The sequence below is a fragment of the Lentzea sp. NPDC004782 genome (assembly GCF_040609115.1).
Taxonomy (GTDB): Bacteria; Actinomycetota; Actinomycetes; order Mycobacteriales; family Pseudonocardiaceae; genus Lentzea.
Map to the genome: position 1 here is coordinate 30,527 of NZ_JBEXJN010000031.1, position 15,793 is coordinate 46,319.

The 15,793-nt window shown below is 69.9% G+C and carries 18 protein-coding genes; 12 read left to right on the top strand and 6 right to left on the bottom strand.

Going from position 1 to position 15,793, the window contains the following annotated elements; translation table 11 throughout:
* Positions 1-30: 30 nt before the first annotated feature.
* Both helR and ABZV40_RS27060 read right to left on the bottom strand, forming a co-directional pair.
* Complete coding sequence (gene helR, locus ABZV40_RS27055) at positions 31-2,232, bottom strand: RNA polymerase recycling motor ATPase HelR (protein ID WP_355447170.1); 2,202 nt, start codon at positions 2,230-2,232, stop codon at positions 31-33.
* A gap of 82 nt (positions 2,233-2,314) precedes the next feature.
* Positions 2,315-2,869, bottom strand: coding sequence for an XRE family transcriptional regulator (locus ABZV40_RS27060; RefSeq protein WP_355447173.1), 555 nt, complete (start codon positions 2,867-2,869; stop codon positions 2,315-2,317).
* A gap of 57 nt (positions 2,870-2,926) precedes the next feature.
* Between ABZV40_RS27060 and ABZV40_RS27065 the strand changes: the two genes are divergently transcribed.
* The 3 genes from ABZV40_RS27065 (at position 2,927) to ABZV40_RS27075 (ending at position 6,368) form a co-directional block, all read left to right on the top strand.
* The gene (locus ABZV40_RS27065) at positions 2,927-3,625 is read left to right on the top strand and encodes an AzlC family ABC transporter permease (protein WP_355447176.1); all 699 of its coding nucleotides are present in this window, start codon (positions 2,927-2,929) and stop codon (positions 3,623-3,625) included.
* The gene (locus tag ABZV40_RS27070) at positions 3,604-3,912 is read left to right on the top strand and encodes an AzlD domain-containing protein (RefSeq protein ID WP_355447179.1); all 309 of its coding nucleotides are present in this window, start codon (positions 3,604-3,606) and stop codon (positions 3,910-3,912) included. The genes ABZV40_RS27065 and ABZV40_RS27070 overlap by 22 nt, the downstream gene beginning before the upstream one ends.
* 74 nt (positions 3,913-3,986) lie before the next feature.
* Positions 3,987-6,368 (top strand): BREX system ATP-binding domain-containing protein, encoded by a 2,382-nt coding sequence (locus tag ABZV40_RS27075; protein WP_355447182.1) that lies wholly within the window; start codon positions 3,987-3,989, stop codon positions 6,366-6,368.
* Here the strand turns inward: ABZV40_RS27075 and ABZV40_RS27080 are convergent.
* On the bottom strand, positions 6,365-6,805 hold the full coding sequence (locus tag ABZV40_RS27080; RefSeq protein ID WP_355447185.1) for an Lrp/AsnC family transcriptional regulator: 441 nt from the start codon (positions 6,803-6,805) through the stop codon (positions 6,365-6,367). The two genes, ABZV40_RS27075 and ABZV40_RS27080, sit on opposite strands and share 4 nt — an antisense overlap.
* 74 nt (positions 6,806-6,879) lie before the next feature.
* Between ABZV40_RS27080 and ABZV40_RS27085 the strand changes: the two genes are divergently transcribed.
* The 3 genes from ABZV40_RS27085 (at position 6,880) to ABZV40_RS27095 (ending at position 9,966) form a co-directional block, all read left to right on the top strand.
* Positions 6,880-8,067: a PLP-dependent transferase gene (locus tag ABZV40_RS27085; protein WP_355447188.1), complete on the top strand. Its 1,188-nt coding sequence runs from the start codon at positions 6,880-6,882 to the stop codon at positions 8,065-8,067.
* 137 nt (positions 8,068-8,204) lie between these two features.
* A complete protein-coding gene (locus tag ABZV40_RS27090) occupies positions 8,205-9,548 on the top strand; it encodes an amino acid permease (protein ID WP_355447420.1) in 1,344 nt (447 codons plus the stop codon).
* Positions 9,549-9,669: 121 nt separating this feature from the next.
* Positions 9,670-9,966, top strand: a complete 297-nt coding sequence (locus tag ABZV40_RS27095) for a hypothetical protein (RefSeq protein WP_355447191.1) — start codon at positions 9,670-9,672, stop codon at positions 9,964-9,966.
* A 63-nt stretch (positions 9,967-10,029) separates the two neighbouring features.
* On the opposite strand, the gene ABZV40_RS27100 is transcribed toward ABZV40_RS27095, so the two are convergent.
* Entirely contained in the window at positions 10,030-10,479 is a 450-nt protein-coding gene (locus ABZV40_RS27100; RefSeq protein ID WP_355447194.1) for a helix-turn-helix domain-containing protein, read from the bottom strand.
* A gap of 84 nt (positions 10,480-10,563) precedes the next feature.
* Here ABZV40_RS27100 and ABZV40_RS27105 point away from each other — a divergent pair, with 84 nt between their 5' ends.
* Genes ABZV40_RS27105 through ABZV40_RS27120 form a run of 4 tightly spaced genes read left to right on the top strand, consistent with a single transcriptional unit; the run spans position 10,564 to position 12,611 of the window.
* Complete coding sequence (locus tag ABZV40_RS27105) at positions 10,564-11,157, top strand: dihydrofolate reductase family protein (RefSeq protein ID WP_355447197.1); 594 nt, start codon at positions 10,564-10,566, stop codon at positions 11,155-11,157.
* Positions 11,154-11,531 carry a PPOX class F420-dependent oxidoreductase gene (locus tag ABZV40_RS27110; RefSeq protein ID WP_355447200.1) on the top strand — a complete coding sequence of 126 codons (378 nt, stop codon included), beginning with the start codon at positions 11,154-11,156 and terminating at the stop codon, positions 11,529-11,531. The genes ABZV40_RS27105 and ABZV40_RS27110 overlap by 4 nt, the downstream gene beginning before the upstream one ends.
* Before the next feature lie 43 nt (positions 11,532-11,574).
* A complete protein-coding gene (locus ABZV40_RS27115) occupies positions 11,575-12,177 on the top strand; it encodes a PadR family transcriptional regulator (RefSeq protein ID WP_355447202.1) in 603 nt (200 codons plus the stop codon).
* Positions 12,174-12,611, top strand: a complete 438-nt coding sequence (locus ABZV40_RS27120) for a hypothetical protein (RefSeq protein ID WP_355447205.1) — start codon at positions 12,174-12,176, stop codon at positions 12,609-12,611. Before ABZV40_RS27115 ends, ABZV40_RS27120 begins: the two co-directional genes overlap by 4 nt.
* Positions 12,612-12,624: 13 nt before the next feature.
* On the opposite strand, the gene ABZV40_RS27125 is transcribed toward ABZV40_RS27120, so the two are convergent.
* On the bottom strand, positions 12,625-13,620 hold the full coding sequence (locus ABZV40_RS27125; protein ID WP_355447208.1) for a Rieske 2Fe-2S domain-containing protein: 996 nt from the start codon (positions 13,618-13,620) through the stop codon (positions 12,625-12,627).
* A 134-nt stretch (positions 13,621-13,754) separates the two neighbouring features.
* Here ABZV40_RS27125 and pdxT point away from each other — a divergent pair, with 134 nt between their 5' ends.
* Both pdxT and ABZV40_RS27135 read left to right on the top strand, forming a co-directional pair.
* Complete coding sequence (pdxT, locus tag ABZV40_RS27130) at positions 13,755-14,387, top strand: pyridoxal 5'-phosphate synthase glutaminase subunit PdxT (protein ID WP_355447211.1); 633 nt, start codon at positions 13,755-13,757, stop codon at positions 14,385-14,387.
* Entirely contained in the window at positions 14,384-15,133 is a 750-nt protein-coding gene (locus tag ABZV40_RS27135) for a YebC/PmpR family DNA-binding transcriptional regulator (protein ID WP_355447214.1), read from the top strand. The genes pdxT and ABZV40_RS27135 overlap by 4 nt, the downstream gene beginning before the upstream one ends.
* A gap of 66 nt (positions 15,134-15,199) precedes the next feature.
* On the opposite strand, the gene ABZV40_RS27140 is transcribed toward ABZV40_RS27135, so the two are convergent.
* Positions 15,200-15,769, bottom strand: coding sequence for a helix-turn-helix domain-containing protein (locus tag ABZV40_RS27140; RefSeq protein WP_355447217.1), 570 nt, complete (start codon positions 15,767-15,769; stop codon positions 15,200-15,202).
* Positions 15,770-15,793 lie beyond the last annotated feature (24 nt).

Consider the following 15,793-nt stretch of genomic DNA (forward strand, 5'->3'; position numbering starts at 1 on the left):
GGCCAGGGCTTTCGCGAACCGCTGAACGGATCATGTGCGCACCGTCTCGGTCAGGCCGGACAGCGCTGCGGGCAACGGTTCGTGGTGCAGCACGCCGAGTCGTTGCGTGGCACGGGTCAGCGCCACGTACAGCTCGGCCGCACCGCGCGGTCCGTCGGCCAGAATCCGTTCCGGCGCAACGACGAGCACCGAGTCGTACTCCAGGCCCTTCGTCTCCGACGCCGGCACCGTGCCGGGCACGCCGGGCGGCCCGATCACCACGCTGGTGCCCTCGGAGGACGCCTCGGCCGCCACGAACTCCTCGATCGCGGCCGGCAGCTCGTCCGGTGTGAGCTGCCGGGCCCACGGCTGGACTCCGTTGGCGCGCACCGATTCCGGTGCCTGCACGTCCGGCGCGAACTCGGCGAGCACGCGCGCGGCGACGGCCATGATCTCGGCCGGCGTGCGGTAGTTGACCGTCAGCGAACGGTAGATCCAGCGGCCCCGCACGTACGGGTCGAGCATCTGCGCCCACGACGAGGCGCCCGCCGACGAACGGCGCTGGGCCAGGTCACCCACCACCGTGAAGGAACGGCCGGGGCAGCGGCGCATCAGCACCCGCCAGTCCATTTCGGACAGTTCCTGGGCCTCGTCGACCACCACGTGCCGGTAGGTCCAGCCGCGGTCGGCCGAGGCGCGCTCGACGAGCGTGCGGGTGTCGTGCTCGTCGAAGCGCTCGGCCAGGTCCTCCGCGTACATCAGGTCCGTGGCGAACAGGTGGTCCTCGTCGTCCATGTGGTCCTGGCGGCCGACGAGGCTGTCCAGCACCTCCGCCGCGTACCGGGCCTCGGCCTGCTTCTCGGCCAGTGCCGCCTGGTCGGCCGCCTGCTCCTGGCCGTCCCGGCCCAGCAGCTCGTGCAGCTCGTCGAGCAACGGCACGTCCGAGACCGTCCACGCCTCGCCCTGAACCCGGTGCAGCGACGGGTCGGCGCCCGCCGCCGCGAGCCGTTCCGGGTACGAGTACAGCGAGCCCAGCAGCTGCTCAGGGGTCAGCAACGGCCACAGCTCGTCCAGCGCCCGCGTGAAGGCGTCGTCGTCGGCGAGGTCCTTGAGCAGACCGGAGCGCATGTCCTCCCAGCCCTGCTTGTCCGACCGCGACAGCCAGCCCTTGCCGATCCGGCCGATCGCCCGTTCGGTCAGGACGTACGTGATGATCTCGGCGAACACCTTGCGGGCCTCGTTGTGCGGCAGGCCGCTGTCGCGCGCCTCCTGCCTGGCCCACTCCGCGGTCTCGGCGTTGATCTCGACCACGACGTCCTTCATGCCGATCGGGATCGGTGAGACGGGCAGCCGCTGCCGGTCCGCCACGGCGGCCTTCAGGACGTCCACCATCTTCAGCGAACCCTTGAGCGCCGCGACGTCCGGCGCGTCCTCCCGCGAGGTGCGCAGGCCCGGCAGGAGGTCGCCGGCGGTCGTGAACACCACGTCGGACTCGCCGAGCGACGGCAGGACGCGGCCGATGTGGTTGAGGAACGCCGGGTTCGGGCCGACGACGAGGACGCCGTGCCGTTCCATGCGCTCTCGTTGCGTGTACATCAGATAGGCGACGCGGTGCAGCGCCACGACGGTCTTGCCGGTGCCGGGACCGCCCTCGATCACCAGCACACCGGGGTGGTCGAGCCGGATGATCGCGTCCTGCTCGGCCTGGATGGTCGCCACGATGTCGCGCATGCCCTCGCCGCGCGGCGCGTTCAACGCCGCGAGCAGGGCCACGTCGCCGTGCTCCTCACCGAGCCTGCCGAACACCTCGTCGGTGAAGTCGACGATCGCGCGGCGGCGGGTGTGGAACTGGCGGCGCCGCGCCATGCCCTCCGGCCGGGCGCCGGTGGCGGTGTAGAACGGCCGTGCCGCCGGCGCGCGCCAGTCCAGCAGCACCGGTTCGAAGTCGTTCTCCTCGTCGAACAGGCCGATCCTGCCGATGTAGGAGACGTCACCGTCGACGCTGTCCAACCGGCCGAAGCACAGCCCGTAGTCGGCGACGTTGAGCCGCTTCATCTCACGGTGCCGGGCCCGCACCTCGTTGTCCCGTTCCATCGCGGTCTCGCCGGTGCCACCCAGCGCGGACTGGTATGCCGCCTTCACGCGCGCGCGTTCGGCATCGAGCCGTGCGTAGAGCCCGGCCACGTAGTCGCGTTCGGACTGCAGTTCTTCTTCGTACCCCACGTGCTCCCCACAGCGCCTGTTTTCCGGCATAGGGCGATGAGTGTGAAGGACGCACGGGGCCTTGTGGCAAGGCCCCCTCTCTGCTATACGGTTGAGTGGGAAGAAAACGGTGTCACACCGTGTGCTCCGAGACCAACATCGCGGTCGTCCCCGGTTCCAGCGCCTTGCAGATGTGCGGCAGATCGCCGGGATAGACGATGTAGTCGCCCGGCCCCAGCTCGACCGGGTCGTCGGCGAGTCCCGCCAGGCAGCGCCCGGACGCCACGATCATGTGCTCGACGCTGCCCGGCATGTGCGGATCCGACTCGCGGGCGCCGCCCGGTTCCATGGTCAGCCAGTAGAGGTCGTGCTTGGTGCCCGGACGGCAGGCGGCCAGCAGCGTGGCGGTGTAGTGCGCGCGCTCGGAGTAGATGACCGGGCCTTCGCCGGCGCGGATCACCTGGACGCGTGGCACGGCGGGTTCGACGAGGCTGCCGAACGGGACGCCGAGCGCCACGCCGAGTGCCCACAGGGTCTCCACGCTGGGGTTTCCGGTGCCCGACTCCAGCTGGGAGAGCGTCGACTTCGCGATTCCGGCCTTCTTCGCCAGCTCGGACAGCGAGAGGCCGGCGCGCTCGCGCTCGCGCCGGAGGTTGGCCGCGATGAGGTCCAGTGGTGCGTTCGACACAGAAGTCCATCCGTTCGTCTTGACGAACACCCGTTCAGGTGTTCATCGTAATGGGTGATGCGTTCGATATGGCGAACCCTTGATGCTGTGCTCCTGCGTGACGTGGCCGCAGTGGCACTCGGTGCCGCGGTGACCGGTGCCTCCTTCGGCGCGATCGCGGTCGGCTCCGGCCTGCCGTGGTGGCTGCCGGTGCTGATGTCGCTGCTGATCTTCGCGGGCGGCTCGCAGTTCATGGCCGTGGGCATCGTCGCCGCCGGTGGCAGCCCTGCCGCCGCGGTGCTGGCCGGGCTGGTGCTCAACGCGCGGCACCTGCCGTTCGGCCTGGCGGTCGGCGACGTGCTGGGCAAGAACCTGCTGGCGCGCGTCGTCGGCAGCCACCTGCTCATCGACGAGTCGACGGCCTTCGCGATGTCGCAGAAGGACCCCGCGAGAGCGCGTGCGGCCTACTGGGCGTGCGGCGTTGCGTTGTTCTTCTGCTGGAACATCGCGGTGCTCGTGGGCGCGCTCGCGGGTCAGGCCGTCGGCGACACGGCGGCGTTCGGCCTGGACGCGGCGTTCCCGGCGGCGATGCTGGCGCTCACCCTGCCTGCCTTGAAGGACGCGGCCACGCGCAACGCGGCCCTGGTGGGCGCGGTGACAGCGCTCGCGACGACGCCGTTCCTGCCGGCCGGTGTGCCCGTACTGCTCGCGTTGGTCGGACTTTTCGCGTTCCGCACCACGAAGAAGGAGGAGCCGTGCCCGTCGCCGCAGTCCTGATCCTCGCCGTCGGCACGTTCGCGATCCGGTTCGCCGGGCCGTTGCTGCGCGACCGCGTCACGCTGCCGAAGAAGGTCAACGACCTGATGACGGCATCGGCCACGGTGTTGCTGTTCGCGCTGGTCGCGGTCACGGCGTTGACCAGTGGGAAGCACTTCGGGGGTTGGGCGCTCGCGACCGGTGTGGTGGTGGGTGGGGTGGCGGCGTGGCGGAAGGTGCCGTTCGTCGCGGTGATCGTGCTGGCCGCGGCGACCACGGCCGGGTTGAGGCTCGCCGGGGTGGCGTGATGGCTGCCACCAGGCGTGCGATGTCTCCGCGATAGGCGCCTGATGGGCGACACGCCTCAGATGGACCCATGGGCGTGAAACCTGGACTGGTCGGGCGGGACCGGGAGACGACTCAGCTGGCGGAAGCGCTGGCCGCGGCGGCAGGCGGTGACGGGCACCTCCTGGTGGCCACCGGAGGGCTGGGAGCCGGCAAGACGGCACTGCTCACGACCGCACGCGAGCTGGCCGCGCAACGCGGGTTCACGGTGCTCGCTGCGCGGGGCAGCTATCTCGAGCGGGAGCTGCCGTTCGGGCTGGTCAGCCGGTTGTTCGTGTGCGTGCGGCCCGGTGAGGAGGTGCGGCACCTGCCGCGCATCGCCGCCGCGCTGGGGCAGTCCGACGCACTCGCCGAGCCGGGTCCCGTGACGTTGCCCGAGCTGCACGTCCTGCACCGCGCCCTTGCGCGCATGGCCGCCGAACGGCCCGTGGCCATCGTTGTCGACGATGCGCAGTGGGCCGACCAGCCCTCGCTGCAGTGGCTGAGCACCCTCCCGCACCGCATCGAGCACCTGCCGGTGTTCGCCCTGGCCGGCATCGGTGCGGGTGAGGTGTGCACCGGGCCGCAGACGCTGGAGGAGCTGCTCGCCGCGAGCACCGGCGAGATCCGGCTGGACGAGCTGTCGGAAGACGGCGTGCGGGCGCTGGTCGAGCAGGAGCTGGGGCGGCCGGTCGGCGACGAGTTCGTGACGCTCTGCCGCACGCAGGCGGGCGGCAACCCGTTGCTGCTGCTCAGCCTGATCCGGGCCTGTCCCGGTGAGACCGCGCCGGCGTTGCTGCCGACCGTCAACGTCCGGCTGCGCCGCCTCGCCCCGCACGCCCCCGACGCCCTGCACGCGCTGGCGGTGCTGGGTGGCGAGGTCACGTTGCCGCGCGTCGCCGAACTGATCGGCATCGAACCGTGCGAGCTCGCCGGCACGATCGCCGCGTTGCACCGCATGGGGCTGTTGTCGGCTGACGGTGAGTTGGTGCATCCGTTGGTGCGCAACACTCTTCGCGAAGAGCTGACCATCACCGAACGTCAGGACCTGCACGCCGCCGCGGCCCGCCTGCTGGTCGAGACCGGCGCGTCGGCGGAGGCGGTGGCCGAGCACCTGGTCGAGACCCGGCCGCTGGACGAGGAGTGGGCGACCGAGGTGCTGGTGTCCGCTGCCGGACGGGCCCGCACCCGCAACCGGGTCACCGATGCCGTCCGCTACCTGCGCCGGGCCATGACAGAGCCGGGATCCGGTGCGCTGCTGGCGGAACTGGGCGAGGTGGAGTCCTATGTGGACGTCCCGGCGGCCGTGGAACACCTGGGCGAGGCCGATCCCGCGCACCCCGCGCTGCCAGGACTGCTCGCGCTGCTGGGGGAGGAGCCGGAGTTCGAACCGGACGCGATCGGCGACCCCGACGTCGTGCCCGTGACGCCCTCGGAGTTCGACCCGTACCTGCGGGCGATCGGTTTTCTCAGGACGCGTGGCGAACTGGCGGCCGCCTACGCGCGTGCGGACCGTGCGTTGACCATCGCGCGGAGGTGGCAGCACCGGCCATGCGTGGCGGCGGCGCTCACCGCACGTTCGGCGTGTCTGCGGGACCTCGGACGACTGGCCGGCGCCGAGGCGGATGCCCGCGAAGCGCTCGCCACCCTCGAAAGCTGTGGTGCCGCGCGGTTGTCGACGCCGGTCTTCGCCGCGCTGACCGAGCTCGCGCTCGCGTTGCTGGAGATGGGCGACGTCGAGACGGCGGCGCAGGTGTTCGAGGCCGTGCCGGGCGAGGTGCCCGACCTGTTCGGGGCACCGGCGCTGCTGGCCGCGCGCGGACGGGTGCGGATCGCGGCCGAGCGGCGCAAGGACGGTGTGCGCGACCTGCTGGATTGCGGCGAACGCTTGCGAGCGCGCGGTTGCGACAGCACGTCGTGGCGGTTACCCCTCGGAGGAGACCACCTCGCGGCCGAGGAACGACTCGCGCGCGCGTGCGGCGCGGTGCTGCCGTTGGCCGCGGTGTTGCGCGAACAGGGCGTCAGCAAAGGCATCGAAGGCATTGCGCTGCTTGAGGAATCGGTCGAGCTCCTCGCCAAGACCGGTGCCGTGCTGGAACGGGCGCGCAGCCACTTCGCGCTCGGCCGGGCGCTGCACCTGGCCGGACGGGTCAAGCCCGCCCGCGCCGAGCTGAGGATCGCCGTGGACCTCGCCGACGACTGCGGCGTCGACGACCTCGCCGAGGAGATCCGGCAGGAGCTGGCCGCCGGGCCGGCCGGGCTCACCGAGTCCGAACGACGCGTCGCCGCGCTGGCCGCCGAGGGCAAGATGAACCGGGAGATCGCCGCCGCGCTGTTCGTGCAGCTGCGCACCGTCGAGATCCACCTGACCAAGGTTTATCGCAAACTCGGCATTGACGGGCGTGATCAGCTCGCCCCCGCATTGCGGCTCGCGAGTTAGTGCTTGCGCACGTGCGAAAAGAGGAGATTGGTGTGAACCTCTGTCACCTCTCGCCGACTGGTGAATTTGTCGAGCACGAGCCGTTGCAAGTGACCGACGTCCGATACCGCGACGTGCACCAGGAAATCTTCCGGACCGGTCACGTGTGAAAGCGCAAGAGTTTCGGGCAACGACAGCACGTAAGCCATGAACGGGTCGACGATCTCCTTGGTGTGCGGGCGGATCTTCAACGCGAGCATCGCCTGCACCGGCCGGCCGAGCGCGCTCAGGTCCACCTCGGCGTGGTAGCCGGTGATCACCCCGCGCTCCCGCAGCGCCCGGTGCCGCACCACCGCGGTCGACTGCGCGACGTTCACGCGTTCGGCCAGGTCCTTGTTCTGCAGCCGCGCGTCCTTCCGCAGCTCCCGCACGATCGCCTCGTCGATCGAATCCAGCACGGCGAATCTCCGTTCTGTCGAATCCCCTGCGGTTCGACACCCGTCCTGACGAGGAAGTCTCCACCATTCCGGCCATGACGCGCATCGAGACCATCGCAGTGCACGGCGGCCGCGACGACCTCGCCGAGCTGGGCGTGCACGCACCTCCCATCGACCTGTCCACCACCTACCCCGTGCCCGACCAGGCGCTCGGCGGGGCCGCATTGGGCGAGTGGGCCACGGGCGCGGCGCACGCGTCGTCGCCCGTGTACGCGCGGTTGCACAACCCGACCGTGGCCCGGTTCGAGCAGGCGCTCGCGCGGCTTGAGCACACCGACGCCGCGGTCGCGTTCGGCAGCGGCATGGCCGCGGTCACCGCGGTGATCCAAGCCGCCTGCGTGATGGCCGGAAAGCCGCACGTCGTGGCCGTGCGGCCGCTCTACGGCGGCACCGACCACCTGCTGTCGTCCGGTCTCCTGGGCGTCTCCACCACCTACGTCGAAGCGGGACTGGTGTCCTCCGCGATCCGGCCGGACACCGGGCTCGTCGTCGTCGAGACCCCGGCCAACCCGAACCTCGACCAGGTCGACATCGAGCACGTCGTGCGGCAGGCCGGAGCGGTGCCGGTCGTGGTCGACAACACCTTCGCGACGCCGATCCTGCAGAACCCGGCCCTGCACGGCGCCTCGTACGCGCTGCACTCCGGCACCAAGTACCTCGGCGGCCACGGTGACGTGCTCGGCGGCGTGGTGGCCTGCTCGGAGGAACGGGCGGCGGCGTTGCGGCAGGTCAGGATCATCACCGGGGCCGTGCTGCACCCGTTGGGCGGCTACCTGCTGCACCGCGGGCTGGCGACGCTGCCGTTGCGGGTCGAGGCGGCTTCCCGGTCAGCCGCTCTGCTCGCCGCGCGGCTCGCCGAGCACGACGCCGTGGAGTTCGTGCGCTACCCGTCCGCGTCGGTGCAGCTGCGGGGGACCGGCGCGATGATCGCGTTCGGCGTGCACGGCGACCCGACCGCGATCGTGCGGCGGCTGAAGCTGGTCACGCCCGCGGTGTCGCTGGGCTCGGTCGACACGCTGATCGAGCACCCGTGGGCGCTCACCCACCGGCTGGTACCCGGCGAGGAACTGCGTGCTTCCGGCGTTCCGGAGAATTTGCTGCGCATTTCCGTGGGACTTGAGCACGTCGAGGACATTTGGGAGGACCTGAACGCCGCCCTGTGTGATGTCCCTTACGTTAAGCCTTCCCCAACTGATTACTTGGTGATGACCGCCACTCACTAAGGTCCCCGACAACAGCGCGTCGGGGCGCGGGAGGTTCCGACGCGAGCATTTTTCCGTTTCGGAAGGAACCCCTCGTGAGTTCTCTGGAAACTGATGCGGACGGCTACACCAAGGCGCTGAGCAAGCGCCAGGTGCAGATGATCGCCATCGGTGGCGCGATCGGCGTCGGCCTCTTCCTGGGTGCGGGCGGACGCCTCGCCACCGCGGGGCCGTCGCTGATCCTGTCCTACGCGGTGTGCGGTCTCGCGGCGTTCTTCGTCATGCGCGCGCTGGGCGAGCTCGTGCTGCACCGCCCGGTGGCCGGCAGCTTCGTCGAGTACGCCCGCGAGTTCATCGGCCCGTGGGCGGGCTTCACGTCCGGCTGGATGTACTGGGTCAACTGGGCGATGACCGGCATCGCCGAGATCACCGCCGTCGCGATCTACATGCACAAGTGGTTCCCCAACGCGCCGCAGTGGATCACCGCGCTGGTGGCCCTGGTCGTGCTCGTGTCGATCAACATGCTGTCCGTGAAGTTGTTCGGTGAGCTGGAGTTCTGGTTCTCCGTCATCAAGGTCACGGCCATCGTCGTGTTCCTGGTGACCGGTGTCGGCCTCGTGATCGGCGCCGCGGACATCGGCGGCACCACGGCGTCGGTGTCGAACACCCTCGGCCACGGCGGCCTGTTCCCGCACGGCTTCGGCGTCGCCCTGATGACCCTGCAGGCCGTCGTCTTCGCCTACTCGGCCATCGAGCTCGTCGGCATCGCGGCGGGCGAGACCAAGGACCCCGAGAAGATCATGCCGCGCGCCATCAACGGCGTGGTGTACCGGATCGCGATCTTCTACGTCGGTTCCGTGCTGCTGCTGACGATGTTGCTGCCGTGGGACCACTTCACCGGCACCGAGTCGCCGTTCGTGACCGTGTTCTCGGCGCTGGGCATCCCGGCCGTCGGCGACATCATGAACGCCGTCGTGCTGACGGCCGCGCTGTCGTCGTGCAACTCGGGCCTCTACTCCACCGGCCGCATCCTGCGGTCGCTGGCGCAGAAGGGCGAGGCGCCCGCGTTCACCGGCAAGATGAACTCCCGGCACGTGCCGTACGGCGGCATCCTCTTCACCGGTGTCGCGTACCTGTTCGGCGTGGTGCTCAACTACATGGTGCCCAAGGAGGCGTTCGACATCGCGATCGCCATCGCGTCGTTGGGCGTCGTCTCGACGTGGGCCACGCTCATCATCTGTCAGATGAAGTTGCGCAAGAAGGCCTTGGCGGGACAGGTGGAACGGCCGTCGTACCGGATGCCCGGCGCGCCTTACACCTCGTGGGGCACGTTGGTGTTCCTCGCGCTCGTGATCGGGCAGATGGCGTTCGCCGGCACGGCCGAGAAGATCGCGTTCTGGTCGATTCCCGTTCTTGCTCTCGTGCTGTTCCTCGGGTGGCGCTTCGTGAAGTCGCGCCAGACGGCCGGGGTGGCGCAGGAGCAGCTCGTCACCGTCGACTGACCGTAGCTCGGTGATGATCGCGAGCCGTCCCCTCACGAAGGGGGCGGCTCGCGGCTTTCGGGTGTCACCCGGCCGGGCGGCCCGGCACGCGGAGAACGGTGCGTTGGCGCAGCCTGACCCCATGACAACGAGCCACCTTGAACACGTCGAGCACTCCCACGTCCACGGCGAGGGCTGTGGGCACGTCGGGGTGCCGCACAGCGATCACGTCGACTACGTCCACGACGGCCACCTGCACCGCGAGCACGACGGCCACTTCGACGAGTGCGAACCGTCCGGCCACACCGAGCACGATGCGCACGACCACGCGCACGGCGACGGGTGCGGTCACGTGGCGATCCCTCACGCCGACCACGTCGACTACGTGCACGACGGGCATCGGCATGCCTCTCACGGCGGCCACTACGACGAGCACTGAACGACACGCGGGGAGCTTTCGTGCACTCCTGGCGCACGCAGCGTCCCCGCGTGCACTCGGCGGCTAGGGCGAGCCGGGGCCGGGCAGCACGTCGACGTCGTCGGCGTGCATCGGCTTGCCGCAGTGCGCGCAGCTCAGCTCGACGCTGCTGATCTCCCCGCACGCGTGGTGCCGGTACAGCACCGGCGGACCCGCCTCGCCCGCCAGCCACCGGTCGCCCCACCCGGCCATGACCATCAGCAGGTCGACCAGCTCGGTTCCCTTGGGCGTGAGCACGTACTCGTAGCGCGGGCGGTTGTCGTAGGGGCGCCGTTCCAGCACGCCGTGGTCCACGAGGTGGTTCAGGCGCTCGGTCAGCACCTTGCGGCTGATGCCCAGGTCGGCCTGGAGCTGCTCGAACCGGCACATGCCGACCCACACGTCCCGCAGGATCAACGGTGACCACGGCTCTCCGATGACGTCGAGCGTGCGCGCGATGGAGCACGCCATCCTGCCGAAGTCCGTTCGCTGCATGCCCACGACTTTAGCAACTGGGGTTCCCTCAGGGAACTCAGGAATGCTAGGGTTCCCTCAAGGAACTCAACTGAGGGGAACCCAATGGGCAAGGTGATCAGCGCGCACTCGGTCTCGGCCGACGGGTACATCACGGGCCGCGAGCCCGGTCCCGGCCGCGGGCTCGGCGACGGCGGCATGCTCTTCGACTGGTACTTCGACGGCGACACGCCCAGTCAGGTGTTCGACGGCTTCAAGCTGAGCGAGCCCAGCGCGAAGATCTTCGACTTCCTCGCCGCCCGCGTGGGTGCCGTGGTCGCGGGACGCAACACCTACGAGGACTCCGAGCACTTCGGCGGCGGCAGCCCGCATCCGGGCGCGAAGGTCGTCGTGCTCAGCCACCGCCCGGCGCCGGAGATCACCGAACGGCAGACGCTGGTCACCACCGGCATCGAGGACGCGGTGGCGAAGGCCCTCGAACTGGCCGAGGGCAAGGACGTCGGCCTCATGGGCGGCGGAGTCCTCGCCTCGGCCCTCGAAGCGGGCCTGGTCGACGAGGTGATCCTGCACCAAGTGCCGATCCTGCTCGGCGAGGGACGCCCGTTCTTCCGGAACCTGCCGAAGCACGTGCGCCTGAACCTCGTCGAGGTCGTTCCCGCGCCCGGAGTCACCCACGTCCGTTACGAGGTCCAGCGATGATCAAGCCCGAAGTTCGCGCCGCGCTCGACGGCACCGCGCTCGCCCACCTCGCCACCGTGCTGCCCGACGGCAGCCCGCACTCCGTCCCGATCTGGATCGGCACGCACGGCGACCACATCGCGATCATGACCGGCCCGCACAGTCAGAAGGCTCGCAACCTGCGCCGGGACCCGCGGGTCGCGTTCTCCCTGACGCCCGTGGACAACCCGTTCCACCCGGTCGTCGTCCGCGGCCGGGTCGTGGAGTGGCTGGAGGGCGACGCCGCGTGGGAGGTCGTCGACCGGATCGCCACCAAGTACATCGGCGGCCCGTACTCGCGGGACGAGGAGCGGGTCGTGCTGCTCATCGAACCCGATCGGCAGAGCGCCGGCTGACGCAGGCCTATCTGAAAACAGGTACCTGAGATAAGGTAGGTGGATGCCCCGCAAGGAGACGCCCAGAAATCCCTGGTACTGGACGGTGTTGACGCTCCTGCACGAGCGGTCGATGCACCCATATGAGATCCAGCAGCTGACCACCCAACGCCGGAAGGACCTGCTGGCCGAGCACAAGAGCGGCTCGCTCTACAGCGTGATCGACCGGTTGTCCCGCGACGGGCTGATCGCCCCGGTCGCCACGAACAGGGCGGGCAATCTGCCGGAACGCACCGTCTACCGGATCACCTCGGCCGGTCGGGAGCGGCTGCTCGGCTGGCTGCGCGACGAGCTGGGGGAGCTGGACCGGCGTGATCTGCCCCGGTTCGCCTTCGCGCTGGAGAAGGCGGCCCACCTCGACCCGGTCACGGTCCGAGAGCTGCTGGAGCGCAGGATCCGTGCCGTCGAGGCGCAGGTCGCCGAGTTCGACGAGATCGAGCGGTACAGGGCGGCCAACGATCTTGACCGGGTGTCTTTCCTGGAGATCGAGTACGCCCATGCGGTTCGCCGCGCCGAGCTGGGCTGGTTGCGGCAGGTGGCCGACGACCTCGTGGCGGGCAGTCTGGACTGGGCGGTCGTCGCGGCACCCGCGCAGGACGCCACATGAGCGGCAGGAAGGATCTCGTTCCCGGTCCGTGGACCCGGCCACAGCAACTGGCCGTCGCCGCCTACGGGATCTGGTCGGCTTTCTGGACGCTGCTCATCGCGTTCGTGCTGCTCACCCCGCCGCGGCCGGCGGTCGTCGCGGGAGCCGCGATCGCCGTGCCGGTCTGCCTGGTGCTCGGCGTTCTCGCCTACCGGGGCGTTCGCCGGGTGTTCTGGCCCGCGCTGGTCTACTTCACCTTCACCGGGCTCGGCGCGATCTGGGTGCCGCTGCGCCCGCAGGCCCACGCCGGCGAGAACCTGTTGACGCTCATCGTGCACGCCTTCGTGGCCGACCTGCCCGGCCTGTTCGTCGGCGGGTGGCTCATCGTCGGCCTGATCCGCTACCGCCACACCTGGTCGCAGGTACCCCGGAACGCTTCCGGCCACGTCGAATGAGTTCCCCGCTCGGTCACGAACCGGCGGAGCCGCCGGGGTAGAACTGGGCGTACCAGCGCCGCAGCGCCTTGATGCCGCGCTCGTGCTGCAGCAGCACGGGACGGGCCTGGTGGATCTTGTGGTCCCAGATGCGGACCTCCTCGCGCACCTCGCCGAGAGCCTGCGTGCGGAAGACGAGCTTGAGCAGCGGCGCGAGGAACGGCAGCCCCGCGGGCTTGCGCACGTGGTAGAGCATCCGCAGCTCGCTCGTCCTGTCGTCGATCGGGGTGGTGAGCGCGATGGCGGTCAAGGAGAGCAGCTTGCCGAACACGCGCACCACCATCACGCCGGGGCCGTACATGAACACGTCGAAGGTGTTGTCGAGCTCCCAGGCCAGCACCCGCCGCCCGAAGCGACCCCGGACCTCGGCGAACGGGCCGTCCACGACGAGGTCCTGCACGGGCGGCTCGCTCTGGCCGTGGATGAAGTGGAAGTGGGACTCGTCGACGATGTTCTCGCGCATCTCCTGGATGTGGATGCGCGCGGTCTGCACGTCGTCGATCGGCTGCGCGAACTCGCGGGCGGTGGCCTCCGGGATCTCCGGCACCTCCCACGCCGGCGCGTCCTGCCCGGTGTGGACGAAGATCAGGCCGCTGTGCTCGCGGACCTCGAACCCGCCGATCGACACCTTCGGCGGCCGGGCCGCGAACGGCGCGTAGGTGCACCGGCCGTCCGCGCCGAACCGCCAGCCGTGGAACGGGCACTCGACCTGCCCGTCCACCACCTTCCCGCCGACGCCGAGGTGGGCGCCGTAGTGCGGGCAGTGGGCGTCCCGCACGGCGGGCCGCCCGTCGGGACCGCGGAAGGCGATGAGGGCCCGGCCGAAGTAGTGCAGGGGCACGACCTTCCCGCGCGGGAGCTGGACGCTGCGCAGAACCGCGTACCAGCCGTTCGGCACGAACGGCATCGGGTACTCGTCGGCGCGCGGGTCGCGGGGCAGGGTGGTCATGTGGTCGTCGATGCTGGACACCCTGTCGAGTTAACGTCGTTAACTCGACAGGGTCGACGCCCGTCGGGAGGAAAAACGATCACCGCGCACTGGGCTGAAACGCCCAGGGGCGACCACTGTCAGGAGTCCCCGGCGGCTGAAATATGCTGGTGGGCATGGTTGTCGCTGCCCCACCCGTCATCGGCGTGCTCGCCCTGCAGGGCGACGTCCAGGAGCACTTGATCTCGCTGGCCAAGTGTGACGTCACCGCACGCCCCATCCGCCGTCCGGACGAGCTCGACGAGCTGGACGGCATCGTGATCCCCGGTGGCGAGTCGACGACCATCAGCAAGCTGCTGGACAACTTCGAGCTGCTCGAGCCGCTGCGGGCCAAGATCAAGGCGGGCTTCCCCGCGTACGGGTCGTGCGCGGGCATGATCCTGCTGGCCAACACCGTGCTCGACGGCCGCGAGGACCAGCACCAGCTCGGTGGTTTGGACGTGACGGTCCGGCGGAACGCCTTCGGGCGGCAGATCGACTCGTTCGAGACCGACCTCGACCTCGCCGGTGAGAAGGTGCACGCCGTGTTCATCCGTGCGCCGTGGGTGGAGGCGGTGAGCGGAGACGTCGAGGTGCTCGCTACGGTGCCCGTTACGGCTGAGGCGGGCGACGCCGCCGGTAGGATCGTCGCGGTCAGGCAGGGCAACGTGCTGGCCACGGCGTTCCACCCGGAGCTCACGGGGGACGAGCGCGTCCACCGCCTGTTCGTGGACATGGTTCGTGGTTTGACTGGTTCGGAGGAGAAATGAGCGGCCACTCCAAGTGGGCGACCACCAAGCACAAGAAGGCCGCCATTGACGCCAAGCGCGGCAAGCTCTTCGCGCGGCTGATCAAGAACATCGAGGTGGCGGCCCGCACCGGTGGTGGGGACCCGGATGGCAACCCGACGCTGTACGACGCGATCCAGAAGGCCCGCAAGAACTCGGTGCCGCTCGACAACATCGAGCGCGCCCGCAAGCGCGGCGGCGGCGAGGAAGCCGGCGGCGCCGACTGGCAGACGATCATGTACGAGGGCTACGGCCCCAACGGTGTCGCGGTGCTCATCGAGTGCCTCACGGACAACCGCAACCGCGCCGCCACCGAGGTCCGCACCGCGATGACCCGCAACGGCGGCTCGATGGCCGACCCCGGCTCGGTGGCGTACATGTTCAGCCGCAAGGGCGTCGTGATCGTGCCGAAGGCGGGCACGACCGAGGACGACGTGATGATGGCCGTGCTGGAGGCCGGTGCCGAGGAGGTCAACGACCTGGGCGAGGCCTTCGAGGTCGTGTCCGAGGCGGGCGACCTGATCCCGGTGCGCAAGGCGCTGCAGGACGCGGGCATCGACTACGAGTCGGCGGAGTCGAGCTTCCTGCCGTCGGTGTCGGTGCAGCTGGAGGCCGAGGGCGCCAAGAAGATCTTCAAGCTGATCGACGCGCTGGAGGACTGCGACGACGTGCAGAACGTCTTCGCGAACTTCGACGTGTCGGACGAGGTCATGGCCGAGGTCGGCTGACCCTCCCGTTTTCTCGATGAACGGCGCATTTGCCCACCTCACGTGGACAAATGCGCCGTTCATCGTTTACAGGTCGGGCCAGGCGAGCTTCAGGCGGGCGAACGCGGCGGCCAGGGCGGCGGGCGGGTTGGGGTCGGTGCCCGCCAGGTCCGGGATTTCCAGGACGTACCGGGCGAGCTGGCGCAGTGAGAAGTCATCGGCCTCGGTTTCTTCGGCGATGACCTGGGCGAGCGTGGTTTCGCAGCCGGTCCACAGCGATCGGGCGTAGGCGCGCAGGGCCGGGGTGGCGACGACGAGGGCGGCGAGGCGGGTGTCCTGCCGGGTGGGGTCGGGGTCGAACGGGCCGCGCGTGGCGAGGAAGTCGTGCAGGGCCTGGAGGATCGACACGCCTTCGGGGCGTTCCTTGATCGCGGCGGTCAGCGACTGCTCGCGTTCGGTCCGGTCGCCGAGGACCAGTGCCTCCTTGCCGCCGGGGAAGTGCGCGAACAACGTCGACACCGCCGTGTCGGCCTCTTCGGCGATCTCGGCCACCGTGACCTGGTCGAACCCGCGCTCCAGGAACAGCCTGCGCGCGGCTTCGGCCAGGGCTCGGGTGGTGGCGGCCTTCTTGCGTTCACGGCGTCCGGTCGGAGTCATACCGAAATCGTAGCGACTTCGATT

Excerpts from the sequence above, each read along its gene's own strand:
- ABZV40_RS27090 (WP_355447420.1), top strand. The coding sequence starts at position 8,205 with ATGATCGCCATCGGTGGCGCGATCGGCGTCGGCCTCTTCCTGGGTGCG.
- ABZV40_RS27085 (WP_355447188.1), top strand. The coding sequence starts at position 6,880 with ATGACGCGCATCGAGACCATCGCAGTGCACGGCGGCCGCGACGACCTC.
- ABZV40_RS27100 (WP_355447194.1), bottom strand. The coding sequence starts at position 10,479 with ATGCAGCGAACGGACTTCGGCAGGATGGCGTGCTCCATCGCGCGCACG.
- ABZV40_RS27110 (WP_355447200.1), top strand. The coding sequence starts at position 11,154 with ATGATCAAGCCCGAAGTTCGCGCCGCGCTCGACGGCACCGCGCTCGCC.
- ABZV40_RS27120 (WP_355447205.1), top strand. The coding sequence starts at position 12,174 with ATGAGCGGCAGGAAGGATCTCGTTCCCGGTCCGTGGACCCGGCCACAG.
- helR (WP_355447170.1), bottom strand. The coding sequence starts at position 2,232 with ATGCCGGAAAACAGGCGCTGTGGGGAGCACGTGGGGTACGAAGAAGAA.
- ABZV40_RS27135 (WP_355447214.1), top strand. The coding sequence starts at position 14,384 with ATGAGCGGCCACTCCAAGTGGGCGACCACCAAGCACAAGAAGGCCGCC.
- ABZV40_RS27115 (WP_355447202.1), top strand. The coding sequence starts at position 11,575 with ATGCCCCGCAAGGAGACGCCCAGAAATCCCTGGTACTGGACGGTGTTG.
- pdxT (WP_355447211.1), top strand. The coding sequence starts at position 13,755 with ATGGTTGTCGCTGCCCCACCCGTCATCGGCGTGCTCGCCCTGCAGGGC.
- ABZV40_RS27140 (WP_355447217.1), bottom strand. The coding sequence starts at position 15,769 with ATGACTCCGACCGGACGCCGTGAACGCAAGAAGGCCGCCACCACCCGA.
- ABZV40_RS27105 (WP_355447197.1), top strand. The coding sequence starts at position 10,564 with ATGGGCAAGGTGATCAGCGCGCACTCGGTCTCGGCCGACGGGTACATC.
- ABZV40_RS27095 (WP_355447191.1), top strand. The coding sequence starts at position 9,670 with ATGACAACGAGCCACCTTGAACACGTCGAGCACTCCCACGTCCACGGC.
- ABZV40_RS27065 (WP_355447176.1), top strand. The coding sequence starts at position 2,927 with ATGCGTTCGATATGGCGAACCCTTGATGCTGTGCTCCTGCGTGACGTG.